The sequence below is a fragment of the Rhizobium sp. TAL182 genome (assembly GCF_002117725.1).
GTDB classification, from domain to species: Bacteria; Pseudomonadota; Alphaproteobacteria; order Rhizobiales; family Rhizobiaceae; genus Rhizobium; species Rhizobium esperanzae.
This window is the reverse complement of sequence record NZ_CP021027.1, coordinates 280,402-300,770: the sequence shown is the minus strand read 5'-3', so window position 1 is coordinate 300,770 and position 20,369 is coordinate 280,402. Positions and strand designations below refer to the sequence as shown.

14 protein-coding genes and 7 pseudogenes are annotated in these 20,369 nt (G+C 57.4%); 14 read left to right on the top strand and 7 right to left on the bottom strand.

Annotation, left to right across the window (positions count from 1 at the left end; all coding sequences use genetic code 11):
• Nucleotides 1-28 precede the first annotated feature (28 nt).
• Genes Tal182_RS25875 through Tal182_RS33255 form a run of 3 tightly spaced genes read left to right on the top strand, consistent with a single transcriptional unit; the run spans nucleotide 29 to nucleotide 2,238 of the window.
• A complete protein-coding gene (locus Tal182_RS25875) occupies nucleotides 29-1,594 on the top strand; it encodes an IS66-like element ISRel19 family transposase (RefSeq protein ID WP_009996985.1) in 1,566 nt (521 codons plus the stop codon).
• Nucleotides 1,594-1,899 carry a hypothetical protein gene (locus Tal182_RS33260; protein ID WP_009996984.1) on the top strand — a complete coding sequence of 102 codons (306 nt, stop codon included), beginning with the start codon at nucleotides 1,594-1,596 and terminating at the stop codon, nucleotides 1,897-1,899. The genes Tal182_RS25875 and Tal182_RS33260 overlap by 1 nt, the downstream gene beginning before the upstream one ends.
• Nucleotides 1,900-1,953: 54 nt before the next feature.
• Nucleotides 1,954-2,238 carry a hypothetical protein gene (locus tag Tal182_RS33255; protein ID WP_085861397.1) on the top strand — a complete coding sequence of 95 codons (285 nt, stop codon included), beginning with the start codon at nucleotides 1,954-1,956 and terminating at the stop codon, nucleotides 2,236-2,238.
• 140 nt (nucleotides 2,239-2,378) lie between these two features.
• Here the strand turns inward: Tal182_RS33255 and Tal182_RS25860 are convergent.
• A pseudogene (locus Tal182_RS25860) lies at nucleotides 2,379-2,666 on the bottom strand (reverse transcriptase domain-containing protein); the annotation flags it as partial.
• Between the two features lie 410 nt (nucleotides 2,667-3,076).
• Nucleotides 3,077-3,562 (bottom strand): adenosylmethionine decarboxylase, encoded by a 486-nt coding sequence (gene speD, locus Tal182_RS25850; protein ID WP_018247191.1) that lies wholly within the window; start codon nucleotides 3,560-3,562, stop codon nucleotides 3,077-3,079.
• 54 nt (nucleotides 3,563-3,616) lie between these two features.
• Between speD and Tal182_RS33250 the strand changes: the two genes are divergently transcribed.
• Both Tal182_RS33250 and Tal182_RS25845 read left to right on the top strand, forming a co-directional pair.
• Nucleotides 3,617-3,964 (top strand): transposase, encoded by a 348-nt coding sequence (locus Tal182_RS33250; RefSeq protein ID WP_348629003.1) that lies wholly within the window; start codon nucleotides 3,617-3,619, stop codon nucleotides 3,962-3,964.
• Nucleotides 3,891-4,703, top strand: a pseudogene (locus Tal182_RS25845) (IS256 family transposase). Before Tal182_RS33250 ends, Tal182_RS25845 begins: the two are co-directional and overlap by 74 nt.
• Before the next feature lie 122 nt (nucleotides 4,704-4,825).
• Here the strand turns inward: Tal182_RS25845 and Tal182_RS25840 are convergent.
• Nucleotides 4,826-6,160 carry a hypothetical protein gene (locus Tal182_RS25840; RefSeq protein ID WP_244597496.1) on the bottom strand — a complete coding sequence of 445 codons (1,335 nt, stop codon included), beginning with the start codon at nucleotides 6,158-6,160 and terminating at the stop codon, nucleotides 4,826-4,828.
• 560 nt (nucleotides 6,161-6,720) lie between these two features.
• On the opposite strand from Tal182_RS25840, the pseudogene Tal182_RS25835 reads away from it, so the two are divergent.
• From Tal182_RS25835 to Tal182_RS25790, 8 genes and pseudogenes are all read left to right on the top strand, one after another.
• A pseudogene (locus tag Tal182_RS25835) lies at nucleotides 6,721-7,424 on the top strand (transposase).
• Nucleotides 7,425-7,442: 18 nt separating this feature from the next.
• A pseudogene (locus Tal182_RS25830) lies at nucleotides 7,443-8,116 on the top strand (IS3 family transposase); the annotation flags it as partial.
• Between the two features lie 418 nt (nucleotides 8,117-8,534).
• Nucleotides 8,535-9,428 (top strand): nitrogenase iron protein, encoded by an 894-nt coding sequence (nifH, locus tag Tal182_RS25825; protein ID WP_004675840.1) that lies wholly within the window; start codon nucleotides 8,535-8,537, stop codon nucleotides 9,426-9,428.
• A gap of 107 nt (nucleotides 9,429-9,535) precedes the next feature.
• Nucleotides 9,536-11,038, top strand: a complete 1,503-nt coding sequence (nifD, locus tag Tal182_RS25820; RefSeq protein WP_010023084.1) for a nitrogenase molybdenum-iron protein alpha chain — start codon at nucleotides 9,536-9,538, stop codon at nucleotides 11,036-11,038.
• Between the two features lie 123 nt (nucleotides 11,039-11,161).
• Complete coding sequence (nifK, locus tag Tal182_RS25815; protein WP_004677342.1) at nucleotides 11,162-12,703, top strand: nitrogenase molybdenum-iron protein subunit beta; 1,542 nt, start codon at nucleotides 11,162-11,164, stop codon at nucleotides 12,701-12,703.
• A 58-nt stretch (nucleotides 12,704-12,761) separates the two neighbouring features.
• A pseudogene (locus Tal182_RS25810) lies at nucleotides 12,762-13,052 on the top strand (nitrogenase component 1); the annotation flags it as partial.
• A gap of 45 nt (nucleotides 13,053-13,097) precedes the next feature.
• Complete coding sequence (locus Tal182_RS25805) at nucleotides 13,098-13,586, top strand: NifX-associated nitrogen fixation protein (RefSeq protein WP_085861394.1); 489 nt, start codon at nucleotides 13,098-13,100, stop codon at nucleotides 13,584-13,586.
• 1,039 nt (nucleotides 13,587-14,625) lie between these two features.
• Nucleotides 14,626-15,558, top strand: a complete 933-nt coding sequence (locus tag Tal182_RS25790) for a cation transporter (protein ID WP_012489540.1) — start codon at nucleotides 14,626-14,628, stop codon at nucleotides 15,556-15,558.
• A gap of 130 nt (nucleotides 15,559-15,688) precedes the next feature.
• On the opposite strand, the pseudogene Tal182_RS25785 reads toward Tal182_RS25790, so the two are convergent.
• From Tal182_RS25785 to Tal182_RS25775, 4 genes and pseudogenes are all read right to left on the bottom strand, one after another.
• Nucleotides 15,689-17,282, bottom strand: a pseudogene (locus Tal182_RS25785) (IS66-like element ISRle3 family transposase).
• 74 nt (nucleotides 17,283-17,356) lie between these two features.
• On the bottom strand, nucleotides 17,357-17,701 hold the full coding sequence (gene tnpB, locus Tal182_RS25780) for an IS66 family insertion sequence element accessory protein TnpB (RefSeq protein ID WP_085861393.1): 345 nt from the start codon (nucleotides 17,699-17,701) through the stop codon (nucleotides 17,357-17,359).
• Nucleotides 17,698-18,048, bottom strand: a complete 351-nt coding sequence (locus Tal182_RS31950; protein WP_082935752.1) for a transposase — start codon at nucleotides 18,046-18,048, stop codon at nucleotides 17,698-17,700. Before Tal182_RS31950 ends, tnpB begins: the two co-directional genes overlap by 4 nt.
• Before the next feature lie 626 nt (nucleotides 18,049-18,674).
• The gene (locus Tal182_RS25775) at nucleotides 18,675-19,403 is read right to left on the bottom strand and encodes a carbonic anhydrase (RefSeq protein ID WP_051679592.1); all 729 of its coding nucleotides are present in this window, start codon (nucleotides 19,401-19,403) and stop codon (nucleotides 18,675-18,677) included.
• Between the two features lie 635 nt (nucleotides 19,404-20,038).
• Here Tal182_RS25775 and Tal182_RS25765 point away from each other — a divergent pair.
• Nucleotides 20,039-20,281, top strand: a pseudogene (locus Tal182_RS25765) (biotin/lipoyl-containing protein); the annotation flags it as partial.
• Between the last annotated feature and the right edge of the window lie 88 nt (nucleotides 20,282-20,369).

Below are 20,369 nucleotides of genomic sequence, written 5' to 3'. Positions count from 1 at the left end.
CAGAGGCAAATCGGCTAGTTTCGCGGATATGGAAACAGCGCCGCTGGACAGTCAGGACGAGCTCAATACTTTGCGCGCACTCGTCGCGGAACAGGCGGCAAAACTTGAGAGCCAGGAAGCCGAGGTCATCAAGCGAGACTCCATAATCGGGCTTCTTCGCGCGCAACTGGAGCTTCTCCGACATCGGCAACATGGCGCGTCTTCGGAAAAGATCGACAGGAAGATCGAGCAATTCGAGCTGATGTTGGAGGAGATCGAGGCCTCCCGGGCCGAGGCTGAACAGCGCTCCGGGAAACCGCCTCTGCCGGAGTTGGACGACGCATCCGAGAAGCCGAAGCGCAAGCCTCTACCCGATGATCTCACCACCGAAGAACTGGTCTATGCAGCTCCCTGCAATTGCCCGACCTGCGGTGGCACTTCGTTCCTGAAGGCGGCCGACAGAGTGGTCCAGGTGCTGGAGCACGTGCCGGCGTCGGTCAAGATTGTCCGGCATGTCGAGAAGCGCATGATCTGCAGGGAATGCGATACGACAGTGGCTGGCGAGATGCCGACCTTGCCGATCGAGCGCGGCAAACCCGGGCCGGGGCTGCTCGCCCACATCATGATCGCCAAATTCGACGATCACATTCCCCTCTACCGCCTGTCAGAGATGTACGACCGGTTGGGGATAGACATCTCCCGATCCGTAATGGCCGACTGGGTCGGCCGGGTATCTGCATTGCTGACACCACTTGTCCTGTTAATCAGGGCCCATATCGCCGCACTCGACCGAATACATACGGACGATACCCCGGTCGATGTTCTCGACCCCGGGCGGGGCAAGACAAAAACCGGCAGGGTCTGGGTCTACATCTTTGACGGCAGTGGCTATCAATCCGCCACTCCCGCAGCCATTGCCTATTACTACAGCCCCGACCGCAGGGGCGCACATCCGGCTGATCACCTGGCAAGCTTCAGCGGCGTCATGCATGCCGACGGCTACGGGGGTTACAAGAAGCTCTATGGCAACCAGATCATTGAAGCCGCCTGCATGGCGCATGTGCGCCGCAAGTTCCATGATGTGATAAAGCTCAAGCCGTCTCCGATCGCTGAGGAAGCGCTGTCACGCATCGGCGCTCTCTACGATATCGAGAACCGTATCCGAGGCATGTCGGCTGACGAGCGGCGCACCCTGCGCCAACACCATGCCCGGCCTGTTCTGGACGAACTCAAGGCCTGGATCGAGGCGACACTCTCGACTTTGCCTCAGAAGCAGAGGCTGGCCGAGGCGATGCGATATGCCCTGTCGCGATGGGCAGCCTTGAGCGTCTACATCGACGATGGCCGTGTCGAAATCGACAACAACATCGCTGAACGAGCCATGCGTCCGCTTGGAATTGGAAGGAAGAACTGGCTGTTTGCCGGCTCGGACAAGGGCGGCGAGCGCATCGCCAACATCCTCACCATCATCGAGACGGTCAAACTGCAAGGCCATAATCCAGAGGTCTATCTGACGGATGTCCTGACCCGGATCCAGGATCACCCCGAAGACCGAATTGAAGACCTCCTGCCTTGGAACTGGACGCCGGCAAAAGCTCGATGCGAGGCCGCCTGATGGCGCGCTCGAGGTTCATCTACACACTCAGCCAAGTCGCCGGCATGATCGGCGAAAACCTCGAACTGATCGAAGAAGTGACCGCAAACTCGGACAACATCTCCGAAGGCGAACTGGTTTACGTCGGCGATGGCAGTGAAGACGGCACGAAGGGTCTGACCGAGAATGGCATCGAAGAACTTCAAAGCCTACTCGCCGACATCAGGACGTGGGACGGCGGTATCCGCGAGTTCCTCATCGACACACAGTGCGATCCTGAAATAATCGACCGCATCATGGCCGATGAGATGAAACGCGGCCTATAGATTCCATCTCTCGACACCCGAAAATGCGTTCGCCGGACGCTTACCACGTACCGAGTGAGGTCGCTCGTGCACTACTTTAAGCCGTTATTAAAGCGTTCTCATCAGGTGTTTGTAGCCGACGACGGGAGTATCTGGATCGGGAAGGAATCCCAGAAATCAAGAAAGATCATCCAATCTCCTCCGCCTTGGGTCGCCGGTTTGGTTTCGAAACTGGACGGCGAGCATACACTACCAAGGATACTGAGCGAGCTTAAATCAGAACGGTATGACGTCACCAAATGCGACGTTCACGATTTCGTCTCTGCCCTTGCTAGCTGTGGCCTCATTGAAGAGAGCTGAGCCACTTAAGTTGGAGACTGGGGTCAATCGGGCAATGGTTGCCCCATGTCCGGCCGCGGCGTTGGAACTGGCTAAAAGGGTTTCTCATCAAGGGCGATCACGCAACGAGCGTTCGACGACAAAATGGGGTTTCGATTAAAGAGATCATGCGGAAGATTGTCGAACAGCCCTTTGATGTCGAATTCCAGAACCCAATCGTACTTCCAGCACCGCTGACGCGTTACCCCAACGGCATCCAAAGCCGACTTCATCGGCCTGTAGCCATAGGAGTCTGGCAAGAAGAGCGGCTCTAAATCCGGCTCAATCATCTGCTTGACCACCATCTGCGCGATCCGATCACTGACCGTCGGCACACCCAAAACCCTTTCGCCTCCGGTCTTCTTTGGAATGGAGACGACGCGCACCGGCGGCGGAAAGTAAGCCCCAGCCACCCCGGCTCTTTACCGCAGCAGCTCGGACTGGTTTGAGACCCGCTCCTGAAAGCCGATCCCGGAGGGCCATCCTCCATCATTCACGCAGCTTCACGTTACGGGGTTAGCTCATACTGAACTCCTTCCGTGCCTCTGCAGCACACTTTCGTCGATGAAGATCAGCTGTTCTGGATCGAGATTCAGTTGGCCGTCGAACCAGACACGCCGGCGCTTTAGGACATCCGGCTGGTTCCGCAAAGCCAATTTTTTCGCCGATGCCAAGCTCGACGAATACCTCAAAGCCCTTTTCTGTGTAGTACGGCACTTCATTCGGCACGATCATAGTGCGGAATTCAGAAGGGCTTTTTTCGCGCACGAAAACGATTTGTCTAGACATGTTCCGCCTCGATTTCGGAGAATACTTTCGGTTAAAGCGCTTCCACAATATTTGGATGCGTTATTCTTGTTCCAAGAAGACGCTTGTGCTCGCTAATATCGATCCGGGATGGACGAAATACGTCGCGCAACGCGGTGATACTCGCGTACGGGTCTAGCGAACCACAAAAAAATACGTCTATCGCGACCATGCGTTCTTCGTGCCAGGTATTTACGCAAATGTGCGATTCAGCGAGAATTGCGAAGCCCGTGACGCCCCCATCTTCGCTATATTTTCTATAACTCGATTCCAACATCGTTGCGCGGCAGTCATGAACGGCTTGCGCTACCGCCGCCTCAATCGCTTCAGCATTTCCCGTATTTTCTGCATCCCACATATCGATAAAGAGATGGGTTCCGGCGCATACTCGGTCTGAGCTAGGGTAATTTATTCCGCCTTTAGGCGCTCCGTTCAGCATATATATGCTCCGCTTCTTGATCGTGTCCAATGGAGTGGTGTAACTGGATTTCATAGCCATCGGTGATTTCCGGTAGGGTCGGGTTGCTTAGAGCCAACCTGAGGGACACCACCGATGACCGACGACATGATGAACCTGCGCTCACTCGTTGAGAAGAGCGCCGATGCCGATTTGCTGCGCGAGATGATCGGCTTTACTGCCGAGAAGCTGATGGCGCTGGAGGTCGGCACGAAGACCGGCGCGGGCTATGGCGAGAAGAATGGCTTCCGACTTGCCCAGCGTAACGGCTATCGCGACCGGGATTGGGAGACACGGGCGGGCACCGTCGAGCTGCGCATTCCCAAGCTTCGCAGGCAGCTATTTCCCGAGCTTTCTCGAACCACGCCGGATGGCCGAGAAGGCCCTGACTGCGGTCATCGAAGAAGCCTATATCCAAGGCGTTTCGACCCGATCTGTCGATGACCTCGTCAAGGCCATGGGCATGAGCGGCATCTCCAAAAGCCAGGTATCCCGGCTGTGCGAAGAAATCGATGAGAAGGTGAAGGTCTTCCTCGACAGGCCCATCGAAGGAGAATGGCCCTACCTGTGGATCGATGCGACCTCCCTCAAGGTTCGGCGCGGTGGTCGTATTGTCTCCGTCGCCGTAATCATCGCCGTCGGCGTCAACACCGACGGTCGACGCGAGGTGCTCGGCACGTCCGAGGCCGAGGCGACCTGGACGGAGTTTCTTCGAAAGCTGACCAGGCGGGGTCTGCGTGGCGTGAAGCTCGTTGTCTCCGATGCGCATGAGGGCATCAAGGCCGCAGTATCGAAGGTGCTCTCCGCCACCTGGCAGCGCTGCAGGGTCCACTTCATGCGCAATACCTTGGCCCATGCTGGAAAGAGCGGACGCCGAGTTTTCTCCGCCTTCATTGCCACGGCCTTCGCTCAGGACACGCCGGAGGCGGCAAGCACTCAGTGGCGCAACGTCGCCGACCAGATCAGGCCAAAGGTACCGAAGCTCGCCAGTCTTATGGACAGCGCCGAGCAAGACGTGCTCGCCTACATGTCCCAAGCAGCATTGGGCCAAACTTCACTCGACCAACCCGATTGAGCGATTGAACGGCGAGATCAAGCGGCGGACAGAGGTCGTCGGCATCTTCCCCAACGACGACGCCATCGTGCGCCTGGTCGGTGCGCTGCTGCTCGAACAGAACGATGAATGGGCCGTCCAGCGATCCCGCTACATGACACTTGAGACAATCGCCACAATGAGCGATGATCCCCTCATCAGCCTGCCAGCAGCAAGCTGACACTCATCCGGCTGGGATGAGCCGTGGTCGTCTAAGCTCCACCACGTCCTGGGACATGATCCGCTTCTTGCTTTTGCATTGGGTGTGCAGGCGGCATAGCCATGATCTCCGTGGTGGCTTGGAGAATATCCTTTACGGAGGCTTCGTCTGGGCTTGTACCGCCGGCAATTGGATAGATCTCAGAGGACTCGCCAAAATTCCTTAACAACGACAGCATGGGACCGGGCGACACCGCCCAATCCAAATAGGTATATTCATTCCCCTGAACCGTGTTTCTCAAAGGGTGTTGGACGGCCCAGTTCATGCTGATTGTGATCAGAGAGCCCGTTTTCCGCCAGCTTTCTAAGGCCGAAAACAATTGCTGCCTTTCAGCAGCTCCCTCGCCCATGCCAAATAGGAGGGATACCCCAACCTTGATTCCGGCTTCGGACAAGATCTCAACTGCTTTGTCCCCGCGTTCCATCCACGAACCCTTCTTGGTGGCGATGTTCTTGTGAAGACCTCCAACAAGTTCTGGGCGCGGTGTCTCGACCCCGATGAAAAGATATTCCAGGCCCATGCGGCCTAGTCTTCGTGCAAGGGCTGGGTTATTGACAATTTGGTCAATGGTCGCTTGTCCGCCAAGCCGCACAGGATTTTCGAGTGGGTCGAATACCTTTTCAAACTGGGCTACGAGGGCCGAATTCCATCCAAGAAGAGTTGAGTCTTCAATGAACGCCGAGACAGGAAAGTTTTCGCCGTAATCTGCCTTGACTACGCGGCGGGCTGCTGCGAGTTGGCCGCATAACCGGTGGGGGCTTATCTTGAACTGTCGAGGAGGCCCGACAACGCTGATCCTCTCACTGCAGAAGATACAATCATAGATACAGCCACGCCCGATGTCGCTGAAGACGTGCGCGGTAGGCGCGCCACCAAACACGTCAAAGCTCGTTGTAATTCCGAACATTTCGGCTGGGGATGGCATCCCATTATAATCGAGCGGCATGCCCGAAGAGCACACAGTGTGGACCTGATCGTCCATGATTGTGCCGGCGATCCAGTGCCCCGGGGTGGTCGTCAGGTGGCCCAATGAGAATTTCGCCTGCCTTGGCGAAAAACCTCTTGCTTCCAAGGAAGCTACGACGCACCCAATTTCCGCGATAAAGTGTTCACCATCTCCGGAGAGCACGATGTCGAAACAGCTGGAAACTTTTCCGTCAGCAATTAGCCGCAGAGGGGACGCTAGATGATGTCTTACACGATTTTCGTCATCCCGATATATTGTTTCGGTGGCGTGGCGACCGCCAAGAACGATACAAACGTCATCGCCTAGAAACTCTCTGATGTATTTCGCTGTCTCAATCGCACCACGGAAGCATATCGACATCGCTCCTATGAGAACTAAATTGGGCCGGACCCGGACTAATAGCGGCGTTAGCCTTCGCTGCACATCGTCCATGTCAGATAGCAGAAGCGTTGATTGTCGCCTGTCACTCCTGGTGCCGCGCCAATTGCTTTCGCCCCATGCACCTTCCGCCTTGGATGCCAGTGACGCAGCATATCTGCAGGCATTGTAGAGGCTTGCCGGATCGGCGCTTGATAATGCCATTTCGCCCGCCTCGCCGTGAGAAAACTGGGGAGCAGAACACGCGATTACACGTAAGCCCACGGGCTTCCTCCACTATCTGTAATATTTTTTGAAATGATTCGGGCGGTTAAGCGATCTTTTCTCCGGTATTAGACTCGGTCGTATCCGATGGCATAAGTATTGATACAACAAATATGGCTAGTATAACCGCGAAGCACGCAGAATACACCAAGTGGTAATGCCCGGTATATTTGATAATCCGTCCTCCGCCGAAATTGCCTAAGAGCCCGATTTAAAAGAAGTTGAGCGATAACAGGCAGTTGTGATTCCCTATTGGTGCTAAATCAAATGGGGTTTCGATGAGCTGGACTGCTATCGCTCGCCGTGAGCATAACCGAGACGTGCTTCGTTTTCCAAGTGATTTGAAGGACCTGGAATGGGCGTTGATCAAACCGCTGATCCCGCCAGCGCGTCGTGGCGGGCGGCGTCGGACGACGAATATGCGCTCGGTCGTGGAGGCGATCCTCTATATCGCCTCGAGCGGCTGCCAATGGCGCATGCTGCCGGGCGATTTTCCGCCGGTTTCGACAGTGCGCGGTTATTTTTATGCTTGGCGCGCGATCGGACTGTGGCAGAGCATCAACCAGCTTCTGGTGATGGCGGCGCGGGAAATCGAGGGACGGGAGGCGCAACCGACGGCAGGGATTATCGACAGCCAAAGCGTAGCGACGGCGCACCCCATGTCCTCAAGGCGATCCGCCGCCGTTTTCCGTGGCTGCGCCACATCTTCGCCGATGGTGGCTACGCCGGAGCCAAGTTGAGGCGAGCAATGTGCGGCCATGGTGACTGGACGATCGAAATGGTCAAGCGTTCGGATCACGCCAAGGGCTTCGTCGTCCTGCCCAAGAGATGGGTGGTGGAAAGAACTTTCGCCTGGCTTGGACGCTGCCGCCGTCTCGCCAAGGATTGGGAGAAATCGATCGAAAGCGCAACCGCATGGGCGCAAATCGCTTCAATCAGAATGCTCACAAGGCGCATCGCAAGATATTGGATATACGAATGAACTTTTGAATCGGGCTCTGAGACGCGGGTGCGCTACGGCTATCGTCGCGTGCATGTGCTTTGGAACGCGAGGGTTGGGGCACCAACATCAAGCGAACCTACCGCATTTACAGGGACTTGGGGCTACAGTTGCGGAACAAGACACCGAAGCGGAGGGTAAAAGCCCAGCTTCGCGAGGATCGGCACATGGCCGTCGGACCCAACGACGTCTGGGCGATGGACTTCGTTCACGACCAACTCGCAACGGGTAAGAAACTGCGCGTGCTGACGGTGGTCGACACCTTCTCGCGCTACGTGCCGGTGCTTGATCCACGTCATAGCTATAGAGGCGAAGACGTTGTGCAAACCCTTGAACGGGTGTGCCAAAAAGCCGGCTATCCGAAAACGATCCGTGTCGACCAAGGGACCGAGTTCGTGTCGCGCGACTTGGACCTGTGGGCCTATTCCAAGGGCGTGACGTTGGACTTCTCACGCCCCGGCAAGCCGACTGATAATGCTTTCATCGAAGCGTTCAATGGCCGCTTCCGTGCAGAATGCCTGAACCATCATTGGTTCCTGACCCTTGCGGATGCCCGCGAAAAGATGGAGGATTGGCGTAGATACTACAATGAGGAAAGACCTCATGGTGCGATCGGCAACAAGGCGCCGATCTCGTTGGTGAATTCGGGAGGCGCAACCAGCCCGCCTCCCTGAATAAGCCGGAAAACTCTAGCATCCGGTGGTCCAACGTTTGGGAGCGGTTCAAGACCGCCGAGGCTCTAATCGCCGTCAGCGGCAGGTCAGGATCGAAAGCTTCAACATTTTTCGATTGGGAGCTGGGTGCGATTGTCTCCAGTTTTCGGATCCGTTGTCCTGCTGATAGTCGCGGTCGACCTAGCGGTGCAAGTGATGCCATCACGACACCGTCTGTCGGCTTTGTCTGATCGGCGACATTAGGTTTGTTTGGCAGTTTCCTGTGGTGGTTCGGAGTAACTTTCTGAAACCCAACAAAAGGATCTTTCCTTTGGCTCGATCGGCCCACATGGCACGGGTTTTGAAGATTGCCATGCGAGGCGGCGCGAGCTGCCTGCCTTTTACTCAGCGATGGATGGAACGAAAGAAGGAAGGCGATATGTCAGATTTGCGTCAAATCGCATTTTACGGCAAAGGGGGGATCGGCAAGTCCACCACCTCCCAAAATACGCTCGCAGCGCTTGTCGACCTCGGGCAGAAGATCCTGATCGTCGGATGCGACCCGAAAGCCGACTCCACCCGGCTGATCCTGAACGCCAAAGCACAGGACACGGTTCTGCATCTGGCAGCGCAGGAAGGTTCGGTGGAAGACCTTGAGCTCGAGGACGTGCTCAAGGCCGGCTACAAAGGCATCAAGTGCGTGGAGTCCGGCGGTCCGGAACCGGGCGTCGGCTGCGCCGGGCGCGGCGTCATCACCTCGATCAATTTCCTTGAAGAGAACGGTGCATATGACGATGTCGACTACGTCTCCTATGACGTGCTCGGCGATGTGGTGTGCGGTGGCTTTGCGATGCCGATCCGTGAGAACAAGGCCCAGGAGATCTACATCGTGATGTCCGGCGAGATGATGGCGCTCTATGCCGCCAACAACATCGCCAAGGGCATCCTGAAATATGCCCATTCCGGCGGCGTGCGGCTCGGCGGCCTGATCTGTAACGAGCGCCAGACGGACCGCGAGCTCGACCTCTCCGAGGCGCTGGCTGCCAGGCTCAATTCCAAGCTCATCCACTTTGTGCCGCGTGACAACATCGTCCAGCACGCCGAGCTCAGGAAGATGACGGTGATCCAGTACGCGCCGGACTCCAAGCAGGCCGGGGAATATCGGGCGCTAGCCGAGAAGATCCATGCCAATTCGGGCCAAGGGACCATTCCGACCCCGATTACCATGGAAGAGCTCGAAGACATGCTGCTCGACTTCGGCATCATGAAGAGCGACGAGCAGATGCTGGCCGAACTACAGGCCAAGGAGTCAGCGGTGGTTGCGGCTCAATAACTGCCGCTGTCGACAGGACGCGCTGGCCCTTGCGCCAGCGCGTCCTTCCAAGAAAGCCGCTTCGGCGACGACGACCTAACCCGAACCTTGAAAGGGGGCAGGGGCCCATGAGCCTTGATTACGAGAATGACAGCGTTTTGCATGAACAGCTCATTGCGGAAGTGTTAGCGCAATATCCAGACAAGGCGGCGAAGCGCCGCAAGAAGCACCTCAGCGTCGCAACGAGCGGCGACGAGCCTGGCGATGAGCCGAAGGCCCTTTCCGAATGCGACGTCAAATCGAACATCAAGTCCATTCCGGGCGTGATGACGATCCGCGGCTGCGCCTATGCCGGTTCCAAAGGCGTGGTATGGGGGCCGGTCAAGGACATGGTCCACATCTCGCACGGGCCGGTCGGTTGCGGTCATTATTCCTGGTCGCAACGCCGCAACTACTACGTCGGCCTGACGGGCATCGACACGTTCGTGACGCTGCAGTTCACCTCAGACTTCCAGGAAAAGGACATCGTGTTCGGCGGCGACAAGAAGCTTGAACAGGTCATCGACGAGATCGAGGAGCTTTTCCCCCTCAACAACGGCATCAGCGTGCAGTCGGAATGCCCGATCGGGCTGATTGGCGACGACATTGAGGCGGTGTCGCGCAAGAAGGCCAAGGAGCACGAAAAGACGATCGTGCCGGTACGCTGCGAGGGCTTCCGCGGCGTCTCGCAATCGCTCGGCCACCACATCGCCAACGACGCCATCCGTGACTGGGTTTTCGACAAGAACGAAGTCGAGTTTGAGACCGGCCCTTACGATGTCAACGTCGTCGGCGACTACAATATCGGTGGCGACGCGTGGGCTACGCGCATTCTATTGGAGGAGGTGGGGCTGCGCGTGGTCGGCAACTGGTCGGGTGATGCCACGCTCGCTGAGGTCGAGCGCGCGCCAAAGGCCAAGCTGAACCTCATCCACTGCTACCGCTCGATGAACTACATCTGTCGGCACATGGAGGAAAAATACGGCATCCCGTGGATGGAATACAATTTCTTTGGTCCGTCCCAGATCGAAACCTCCCTGCGCGAAATAGCCAAGCACTTCGGTCCGGAAATCGTCGACAAGACCGAGGCTGTCATCACCAAGTACCGGCCCCTGGTCGATGCTGTCGTCGACAAGTACCGGCCGCGCCTCGAAGGCAAGACGGTGATGCTCTATGTCGGCGGCCTGCGTCCTCGCCACGTCATCACGGCCTATGAGGACCTCGGCATGCGGATCGTCGGCACCGGCTACGAGTTCGCCCACAACGACGACTATCAGCGCACCGGCCATTATGTGAACAAGGGTACGCTGATCTATGACGACGTGACCGGTTACGAGCTGGAAAAGTTCATCGAAGGCATCCGCCCCGACCTTGTTGGGTCCGGCATTAAAGAGAAGTATCCGGTGCAGAAGATGGGCATCCCCTTCCGCCAGATGCACTCCTGGGATTATTCCGGCCCGTATCACGGCTATGACGGCTTCGCCATATTCGCCCGCGACATGGATCTGGCCATCAATAATCCGGTGTGGGATCTCTACGACGTCCCCTGGAAAAAAGAAGCCGCGCCAGCTGAGGCGGTTGCGGCCGAATGAGAGCCTGGCCTGTCTTGGGAAGGGGCAGGCCAGGCTCTTCCCATCGGACTTGATCCGCACTCGTGACAGATGACATCCCATTGCCGCCACCGGTGCGGCGCGATGAAAAGAAAGGTGCTTACTATGCCGCAGTCGGCGGAAAAAGTTCTCGACCATGCTCCCCTGTTCCGCGAGCCGGAATACAGGCAGATGCTCGCCGAGAAGAAAGCCAATTTCGAATGCCCCCACCCGGATCAGGTCGTTGCCGATCAAAACGACTTCACGAAGACCTGGGAGTATCGCGAAAAGAACCTGGGCCGCGAAGCCCTGGTCGTGAACCCGGCCAAAGCCTGCCAGCCGCTCGGTGCCGTCTTCGCAGCCGCAGGCTTTGAGCAAACGATGTCCTTCGTCCATGGCAGCCAGGGCTGCGTCGCTTATTACCGTTCGCATCTGTCGCGTCACTTCAAGGAGCCTTCATCGGCGGTCTCGTCCTCGATGACGGAGGACGCGGCAGTGTTCGGCGGGTTGAAGAACATGGTCGACGGGCTCGCCAATACATACAAGCTCTACGATCCGAAGATGATCGCCGTCTCGACCACCTGCATGGCCGAAGTCATTGGAGACGACCTCCACGGCTTCATCGAAAACGCAAAGAACGAAGGGTCGGTCCCGCACGACTTCGATGTTCCTTTCGCCCACACGCCTGCCTTCGTCGGCAGCCACGTCGATGGCTATGACGGCATGATCAAGGGCATTCTGGAGAACTTCTGGAAAGGCAACGAGCGGAAGGAGGTTGCTCAAGCCATCAACATCATTCCCGGCTTCGACGGCTTCTGCGTCGGCAACAACCGCGAACTGAAGCGCCTGCTCGACATGATGGGCGTATCCTACATCTTCATCCAGGATGCCTCCGACCAGTTCGACACGCCGTCTGACGGTACGTACCGCATGTATGACGGCGGCACGAAGATCGAGGACTTGAAAACGGCGTTGAATGCCGAAGCGACCCTGTCGCTGCAGCACTATAACACGCGCAAAACGCTGGAATATTGCAAGGAGGTCGGTCAGGTTACGGCTTCGTTCCATTATCCGCTGGGTGTTCAGGCGACCGACGAATTCCTGATGAAGGTCTCGGAGATTACCGGCAAGGAAATTCCTCCGGCAATCGGCCTGGAACGCGGCCGTCTCGTCGACGCTATGGCAGATAGCCAAGCCTGGCTGCACGGGAAGAAATACGCGATCTACGGCGATCCTGACTTCGTCTACGCCGTTGCCCGGTTCGTCTTGGAAACCGGCGGTGAGCCGACCCACTGCCTTGCTACCAACGGCACGTCGGCCTGGGAAGCCGAGATGAAGGCGTTGCTCGCATCCTCGCCCTTCGGCAAGGATGCCCAGGTCTGGGCGGGCAAGGACCTGTGGGCGTTGCGCTCGCTGCTCTTTACCGAGCCGGTTGATCTTATGATCGGCAATTCCTATGGCAAGTATCTCGAGCGCGACACCGGCACCCCATTGATCCGGCTGACCTTTCCGATATTCGACCGGCACCATCACCACCGTTTCCCGCTCATGGGCTACCAGGGCGGCCTGCGCGTCCTGACGACGATCCTCGACAAGATCTTCGACAAGCTCGATCGCGAGACGAGCGAGCCGGGTGTGACGGACTATTCTTACGACCTGACCCGCTAGGAGCGGCGGCGGTCGGCCTTGTGAGGCCGGCCGCCTTCATCTGAACTTGGAGACCGCAATGCCCTTGCTCAATGCTAAAGTCCAGGATGTCTTTGACGAGCCTGCCTGCGAGAAGAACCGCAGCAAGGATTCCAAGGCGCGCAAAAACGGCTGTTCGAAGCCGCTGATCCCCGGGGCGGCAGCCGGCGGATGCGCTTTCGATGGCGCCAAGATCGTGCTGCAGCCGATCACCGACGTCGCGCACCTGATCCATGGGCCTCTCGGCTGTGAGGGCAATTCCTGGGACAACCGCGGATCGGCTTCTTCAGGTCCCACGCTCTGGCGCACGAGCTTCACGGCGCTGACCGAAGCAGGCGCCATTGAAAAGAAGCCTTTCGATGAGGAGGACTAAGAAATGGGTACATTGACAGGAAGTACGAATGGCCCTGCTGTCAACGAAGATGGGGATCTCGCCACCCCTTTTCTCAGATGCCTGATAAGGCTCATCCGCGCTCAGGATGCCCATGGGGCGTGGGAAGGCAAATCGGACGCTGACCTGCTGGCCGACTTCATCCTCACCAAGGAGCAGCGCCGTAAGATCCCGATCATAGGCGATCCGGATCCTGATGTGCTGTGGAGGCTACAGAACTTTTACAGTTGCGTGGGGCTTGTGATCGAAGAGTGCACAGGCCTGTTGGCATCGCCGATCATGACGATCGGCCATGAGGGCTTCGGCCGCTTGCTTTTGACGACTGGACGGTTGGTCGTTCTGTCGAAGACCCTGCGCGATGTCCACCGGTTCGGCTTTGAGACGCTAGGCAAGCTCGCCGAGACCGGCACGAAAATGGTCGATGACGCTATTGAAGTTATCGAAACCTATCCCGACGTGGCGCGGGCATCATGACATCAATTTTCGAGGAAAGAGATCATGTCAGACATTGTGGAGCAGCTGAAGAAGGTCCGCAAGCTGCAGTCCCGCGCCGCCGCTGCCAAAATCTCAGCATTTGCAATGGCCAGAACGAGAGTTCGATGGTGAGCTCACTGGCATGATCATGGCTCTCAACCACGCGGCGGTTGCCGCCTGAAGAACTGCCAGACTCTCGTTGCCGCAGACGACATTGCTGCGCAATCTCGCGAACAAATCAGGAGAACGGTGTTGCGTTTCACAATCTTTTGCGGCCTCCTGCTGCTCGTCGTCTGGGCGAAGGCACTAACGAGTTACTTCGTCTGGCATTCCATCCACGAAGTCATCGTTGCAATGGTGGCTAGTTTGTTGCTTCTTCAGTGGGCGTATATCGCAAGCCTGCTCTTTTCCATCTGGCAATCCAGCCGTAATTACAGGAGTCGCCAAAGGGCTAGACGATCCGATCATCGCTAGACTAGAACGTGGTGTCAGCCACAGCCTATCATGAGGGCGAAAACCTCGGCGTTCTTTGGAACGCCTCTCATCAAATCAGATCCAACCATGAGTCAACGGAATTCGAACCTGCCGGATGACGTGGATGCGTCGAGAGCCCTATCGCCGCGCAAGCTCTGCAACCTCGGGCGTGCCATGATGACGTGTAACAGGTGGCCTGCTCATGCCCTATCTGTGGTGGCTCCGACTTCATTCGCGGCGGCGAGACCGTCAGCGAAGTGCTGGACTATGTTCATGCGTCCTTCCGTGTCGTGCATCATGTCCAGCCCCGCTTTACCTGCAAAGCAAAATTGGCCCTTGTTTAGATAGTCGAGGCCGCACTGCCAGAACACAGCGAGGCGATTTTGTCTTGTGGCCAGGTATGTGAAAGACGCTCATGCGAGCCCACTGGACAGGAGAGGTCAGCATTTGAATTTAAAAAGGTACCTTGATCCAAAAGTGGATGTGCTCGCTTCAGTAGCTGAATTGGATGGTCTGTACCGCGTCCAGAGGACCATAAAGAAACGTAAGTTATAAGGCTGAGCCTATGAATTTCATGAGAACGGAGCAGGGGCTTCTCTGCGTTTCAATTGCCGTTACCATCCTCCTTGCCTGCATCGGCATTTTGTTCGGGATCATTTCAGGTTCGTTCGCAATCATATTCGATGGTGTCTACGCACTGACGGACGCTGCTATGACTGTCGTAGCTCTGCTTGTTACAAAGCTCATCGCGTCATCCGAAGCGCCCTCCAGCAAAGGAAAACTTATCGAGCATTTCACGATGGGGTTCTGGCATCTTGAGCCCATAGTCTTGGCTCTCAACGGCATTCTCATAACCGGGTCGGCTGTTTACGCACTTGTCAACGCAATCGGCAGCATTTTGCATGGGGGACGTCCGCTCAACTTTAGTCAAGCGATCGTCTACTCCGTCGTAACACTCGGTGTGACAGCCACCATGGGGGTTATTGGTGATCGAGCTAATCGTAAGATCAAATCTGATTTCGTTGCCCTGGATACGAAAGCTTGGCTGATGTCCGCCGGGCTAACGATCGGGTTACTCGTCGCGTTTGCCATCGGATATTTCATTCAGGGGTCTTCTTACGAATGGATCTCGCCGTTTATTGACCCGGTCGCGCTGGCATTAATCTGCATTGTGATCATTCCCATTCCGGCGGGCACGGTTCGGCGAGCGCTCGCCGACATACTGCTTGTTACGCCATTAGATCTCAAACAACAAGTTGACGCGGTCGCCAAAACAATCATCGAACGACATGGATTCATATCCCACCGGGCTTATGTGGCCCGGGTCGGCCGAGGCCGGCAAATCGAGCTACATTTCGTTGTCTCAGAGGACCTCCCGGCGAGGAAATTGCAGGAATGGGATAAGATCCGTGACGAAATCGGGCTCGCGATTGGTAACGAGGGTCCGAGTCGTCGGCTCACCATCGCCTTTACAACCGATCCTGAGTGGGCGGATTAGGATTTTGAACCGAATTTGGAGCCCTGTATCGCAGGCATTCCATAACGGGCGTGATCCTCGAACCGGATGCATAGCTCGGCGTTTTTTCCAGCCACCATGCGTCAATTTGTAAGCGACAAGCCGTGGCCGTTCAGGCGGCGTAGTTCCATGGCATGAGCGCGTCGATTTCACTGCTGGGCCATCCATTCGCAAGGCGCTCAAGCGTCTGGGTCAACCAAGCTTGCGGATCGACTGCATTCATCTTTGCCGTTTGCAGGAGCGTCGCGATGGTCGCCCAAGTCCGGCCGCCACCGTCGCTTCCAGCGAATAGACTATTTTTTCTCGTGATCGCTTGGGGTCTGATTGCTCGCTCGACTATGTTGGAGTCGAGTTCGATGCGGCCGTCGGTCAGGAAGCGCTCGAAGATGTCTCGACGCGAGATGGCATACCGCAGAGCTTCGGCGAGTTTGGATTTTCCAGAGACCCGTGGCAGGGTCGCCTGCCAGAGAGTGAAGAGGTCACGGACGATCGCTGCGGAGATCTCCTGGCGTGCAGCGACACGAGCTTCAGGGCTTTGGCCGCGCACACGCTCCTCGATCTCCCATAACCTCGCCATACGCTCGACGGTGTCTGTAGCGACCTTCGAGCTCTTTGCGACATGCAACTCGTAGAACTTTCTCCGGCTGTGCGACCAACAGCCGGCCAGGATGGCGCTGTCATTGCCTCCATCTTTCCGGACGAGCTTGTTATAAGCGGCATATCCGTCGACCTGCAGGATTCCACGATAGCCGCTCAGGTGTCGTGCGACACACTCGGTGGCTCGACTGTCCTCGAAGCGATAGGCTACCATCGGTGGACCGCTGCCCCCAAAAGTCCGGTCATCCCTGGCATACGCCCATAGCCATGCCGTCTTCGCTGATCCGGAACCAGGTGCAAGTGTGGGCAAGGTCGTTTCGTCGGCAAAGATCCGTTCGGCCTTCTTGATCTCATCGAGGATGTAGTCGGCGAGGATATTGAGCTCGAACCCCAGCTTGCCCATCCATTGAGCCATCAGCTTGCGGTCGAGTTCGACCTTGTCGCGTGCGTAGATGGCTTCCTGGCGATAGAGTGGCAGCCCGTCGGCATATTTGGAAACGGCGATCTGGGCCAGAAGTTGCTTCCGTCGGAATGCCACCTTCGATGATATGTGCCGGAGCCGCCGCCTGGACGACACCATCCTCGTTCCTAAAGGCATACTTCGGCCGGCGGGTGACGATGACACGGAACTTCGCTGCCACGACATCCAGCCGCTCGGAGACGTCTTCTCCAATCAGGATTTTGGTCTTACCTGCATGTTCTGGAAGCTCTTCCGGTTCGATCACGACCTCGACGCGCTCAAGATGAGGCGCAAAGCCCTTGCGTGGCCGCGGAGCGCGTTTGCTGTCCGCGCTACCGCGGCCTTTCGTGACCTGAGCCTTGATCGTCGCAATGCCGGTCTCGATCTCTTCGAAGACAAAGGCATGCTGCTCGTCATCGACGGTGGATGATGCAAGCCTTTCCGAGCGTCGGCCAAATCGGGCGCGATCGAAAGCCTTCAGGATCTGCGTCAGCCGCTCGATGCGCTCATCGGCGTCCGCGTTGCGGGCCTCTAGATCGTCAACCTGCTTCTCCAAAGCCTCGACGCGGGCTGCTTTTGCGGCCATGGCAAGAACCATGGCTTTGAGAGCCTCTACATCATCCGGGAGCTCAATCTCGGGCCGCGTCATGGGTATGATCAGAGCATATTTTGCCGCGCTCCGCCCATGCTTTCAGGGACCTGATTCACTTCGCCGCAGCGGTTTTACCCAACAATCTCGGGAGGCTTCACCGGCGTGGATCGAACCCGCTTCCAGTCCATTCCGTCGACTAAAGCCAGAAGCTGGGCATGATTGAGCTGGACGCGATGATGGCCGATCCGGGGCCAGCAGAACTGGGCTTTTTCCAGCCGCTTCGCATAGAGGCAAACGCCGGAGCCATCCCACCACACGATCTTGACTCGGTCTGCTCTCTTGGCCCGAAAGACATAAAGTGCACCGTTGAACGGATCACTGCCAGCATCCCGTACCAGCGAAAGCAAGCTGTCCGGCCCCTTTCGGAAGTCGATGGGATGGCTCGCAAGAAAGACCTTCACGCCGGACCGGATCATGCCGACCGCACCGCTCGGATCACCCGCTGCAGGTGTGCTTCGCCGATATCTGCGTCGGCCCGGATAACGACGTCGCCGATGATAAGCTCGATCATCGCACGTGTGCCAATCGTCCCAGTCTCCGTCTGACCAGCCCGATCTTGCGAGGAGGATCGTTGTCCGTCACGAGCATCACGACGCCAGCCAAATAGCTGCGAGGGATGTATGCCGATGCGATGCGCAATGGCTGAGACGCTTGCGCCGGGCTCCATTGCCTCAGCCACAGCCCGCGCTTTAAAATCATCGGACCAGCGGCGCCGAAATTGCCGTGGGGCGCCCTCAAGCCGTTCCGGAACAGCCTCGATCATATGGAAGTTTCTAGTTCCAGAGCTAGGCGCAGACATAGAAGCTCACAGTTTGTGAATCGTCTGTCCGCAATACAGCGGCCAACGCTACTGACGCCAGATGGGGTCAGCTTGTCGCTTACGTCAATTTCACGGTTCGTACCAATCTTCGATCAATGCGGCCAGTTTCGATGCCGTAGTTTTCCGTTATGCCTCCAGGCGCGATACTCGATTCAGCGAATAGGGTTGGCTGAACCCAGATCGCGCCTTTGCGTTCAAGCTCCACAGGCGGTTTCGCCGTCTTGATCTTGTTGAGATCCTGCCGGAGGCCGATTGTCTCGCGTTCTTTGAAACGAGCGACGCCTATGTCCTTGTACTGGCTCAGGAGGGCGCGGCCCAGCTGCCCAGGTTCCGATAGATGTCATCGCGCAGCTGTCGGACCTGTCGATTGAGCTCACCAAGTTGCGCAGGCGTATGGTCGGAAATTTCCAGAAGAGCGTCGCCCAGGCAGCCAGCTCGCGACCTCAGCTCCGGCCCGCGTAACCCGCCGGGTGATGCTGCGGGCGGCAAGGGTCATCAGCGACTATGGTTCCGCGAACGCGACGAGGCGCCCGCGGATAGCCGTCGGCAACATGAAGTCGCCTCGTAGGTCAGACCTTGTGCAGAAAATCGACCACGCCGGTATCGAGATCATAATAGGCGGGCACGATCTTCACCTTGCCTTCCTCGACCAGGCGAGAAACAATCGCACTTTCGGTGAGGATGCGCTCGGCGCCGTTGAAGGCATTGGCATGGACGGTCTTGTCGACAAAATTGTCGCCGCGATCGGTCTCCGCCAAAGCCACGGGCAGGATCGGCTGGGTCATCTTGCCGATTGAGCCATCGAGCTTGGTGCCCTTGGACACGACCTCGCAGGCGGCGGAGACCGCCCCGCAACGCTTGTGGCCCATGACGACGATCAGCGGCGCATGCAGATGTTCGGTGCCATATTCGATCGTGCCGAGCACATCGGTGTCGACCACGTTTCCGGCATTGCGGGCGACGAAGAGTTCGCCGAGCGTCACGCCGCCGAATACAAGTTCCGGCACGACACGGCTGTCGGAACAGGTCAGCACGATCGCCCAAGGTGCCTGGCTCTTGGCGACGTCCTGCCGGCGCTTGGAAATATTGGCGGCGCAGGCTTCCGTGTCGGCGACGAATTTCTTGTTGCCTTCCTGGAGTTTTGCCAGTGCTTCATCCGGCAGGAGGGCGGGAGCGTTCGAGGCGAATGCCGGCATGGTCATGTCAAAGCCTGCAGTCATGACGGCCACGCCTCCGATGCCGGCAAATTTCAGCAGGGAGCGACGGCTGAGTGGGGAGGAATTGCATTCAAAGCACATGGTATCGGTCCTTTTGCAATATCCGGGATGGCTGCGGAGAAATGGCACCTGCTCCAAGTCATGTCCGGCAATTCTCCGGGAATCGGAGAATGGCCGATTGGTTATGCCTTGATATGGCACTCATCAAGCGGAATTTTGACGCATCGGAGGAGCTAAGCCAATCCTGGAGTATTGCCCCGGCCGTACGGTAGATCAACCCGGCCCTGACGGGTTCTGGCGAGGGATGCTCATGCGCGGCATATTGGGTTGCAAGGGACCCTTTGGGCGCTGCCTTCTGCTTCTTTAGTGGCTCCGCTGCCGCCGGCGGGATCGCATTCATTAACTCACTCGGGAACCTAGGAGCATTTGTGGGGCCGTTCGTTATAGGGTATCTCCGTAGTCAGCCCGGAGGTTTTTCCACAGGCCTATACGCTTTGGCAATCATGGGCCTAGCCGCGACAGTCATGTTGATTTTCCTCCTGCGCCTCCTGCGCCTCCTGCGCCAAACTCGATCGAAACAACCAGATGTTCTTGTGTTTGTTGTCACGTGAGCCGAGCCGGTTAGGTGCACAACGAGATGCGGCTCGGGTCCGCGAGGAACCAACAGCAAGAGCTCGCAAAATTCCTCAGCGTCACCGGCCGCCGTCTTCGCACCCAAGGCCGAACCCGGCAATGCCGCTCATGTCGGCGCACCGATGCCGGGCGCCATCTCGCGCGTCTTTGTGTCGCCCGGACAGGCGATCAATGCCGACGATGTGCTGGTGTCGACCGAAGCGATGAAGGTGGAAACGGCAATTCACGCCGAGGAGAACGGCACGATCGCCGAAGTTCTCGTCAAAGCCGGCGACCAGATCGATGCCAAGGACCTGCTTGTAACTATCGCGGCCGGTTCAGCGTAAAGTTCCATAACGTTGATTATGCTATTTGGTGTTGTAGCCGCGGCACATTCTATCTCGAACTGCAACAAAGGCGCTAAGCTGCCTGCTT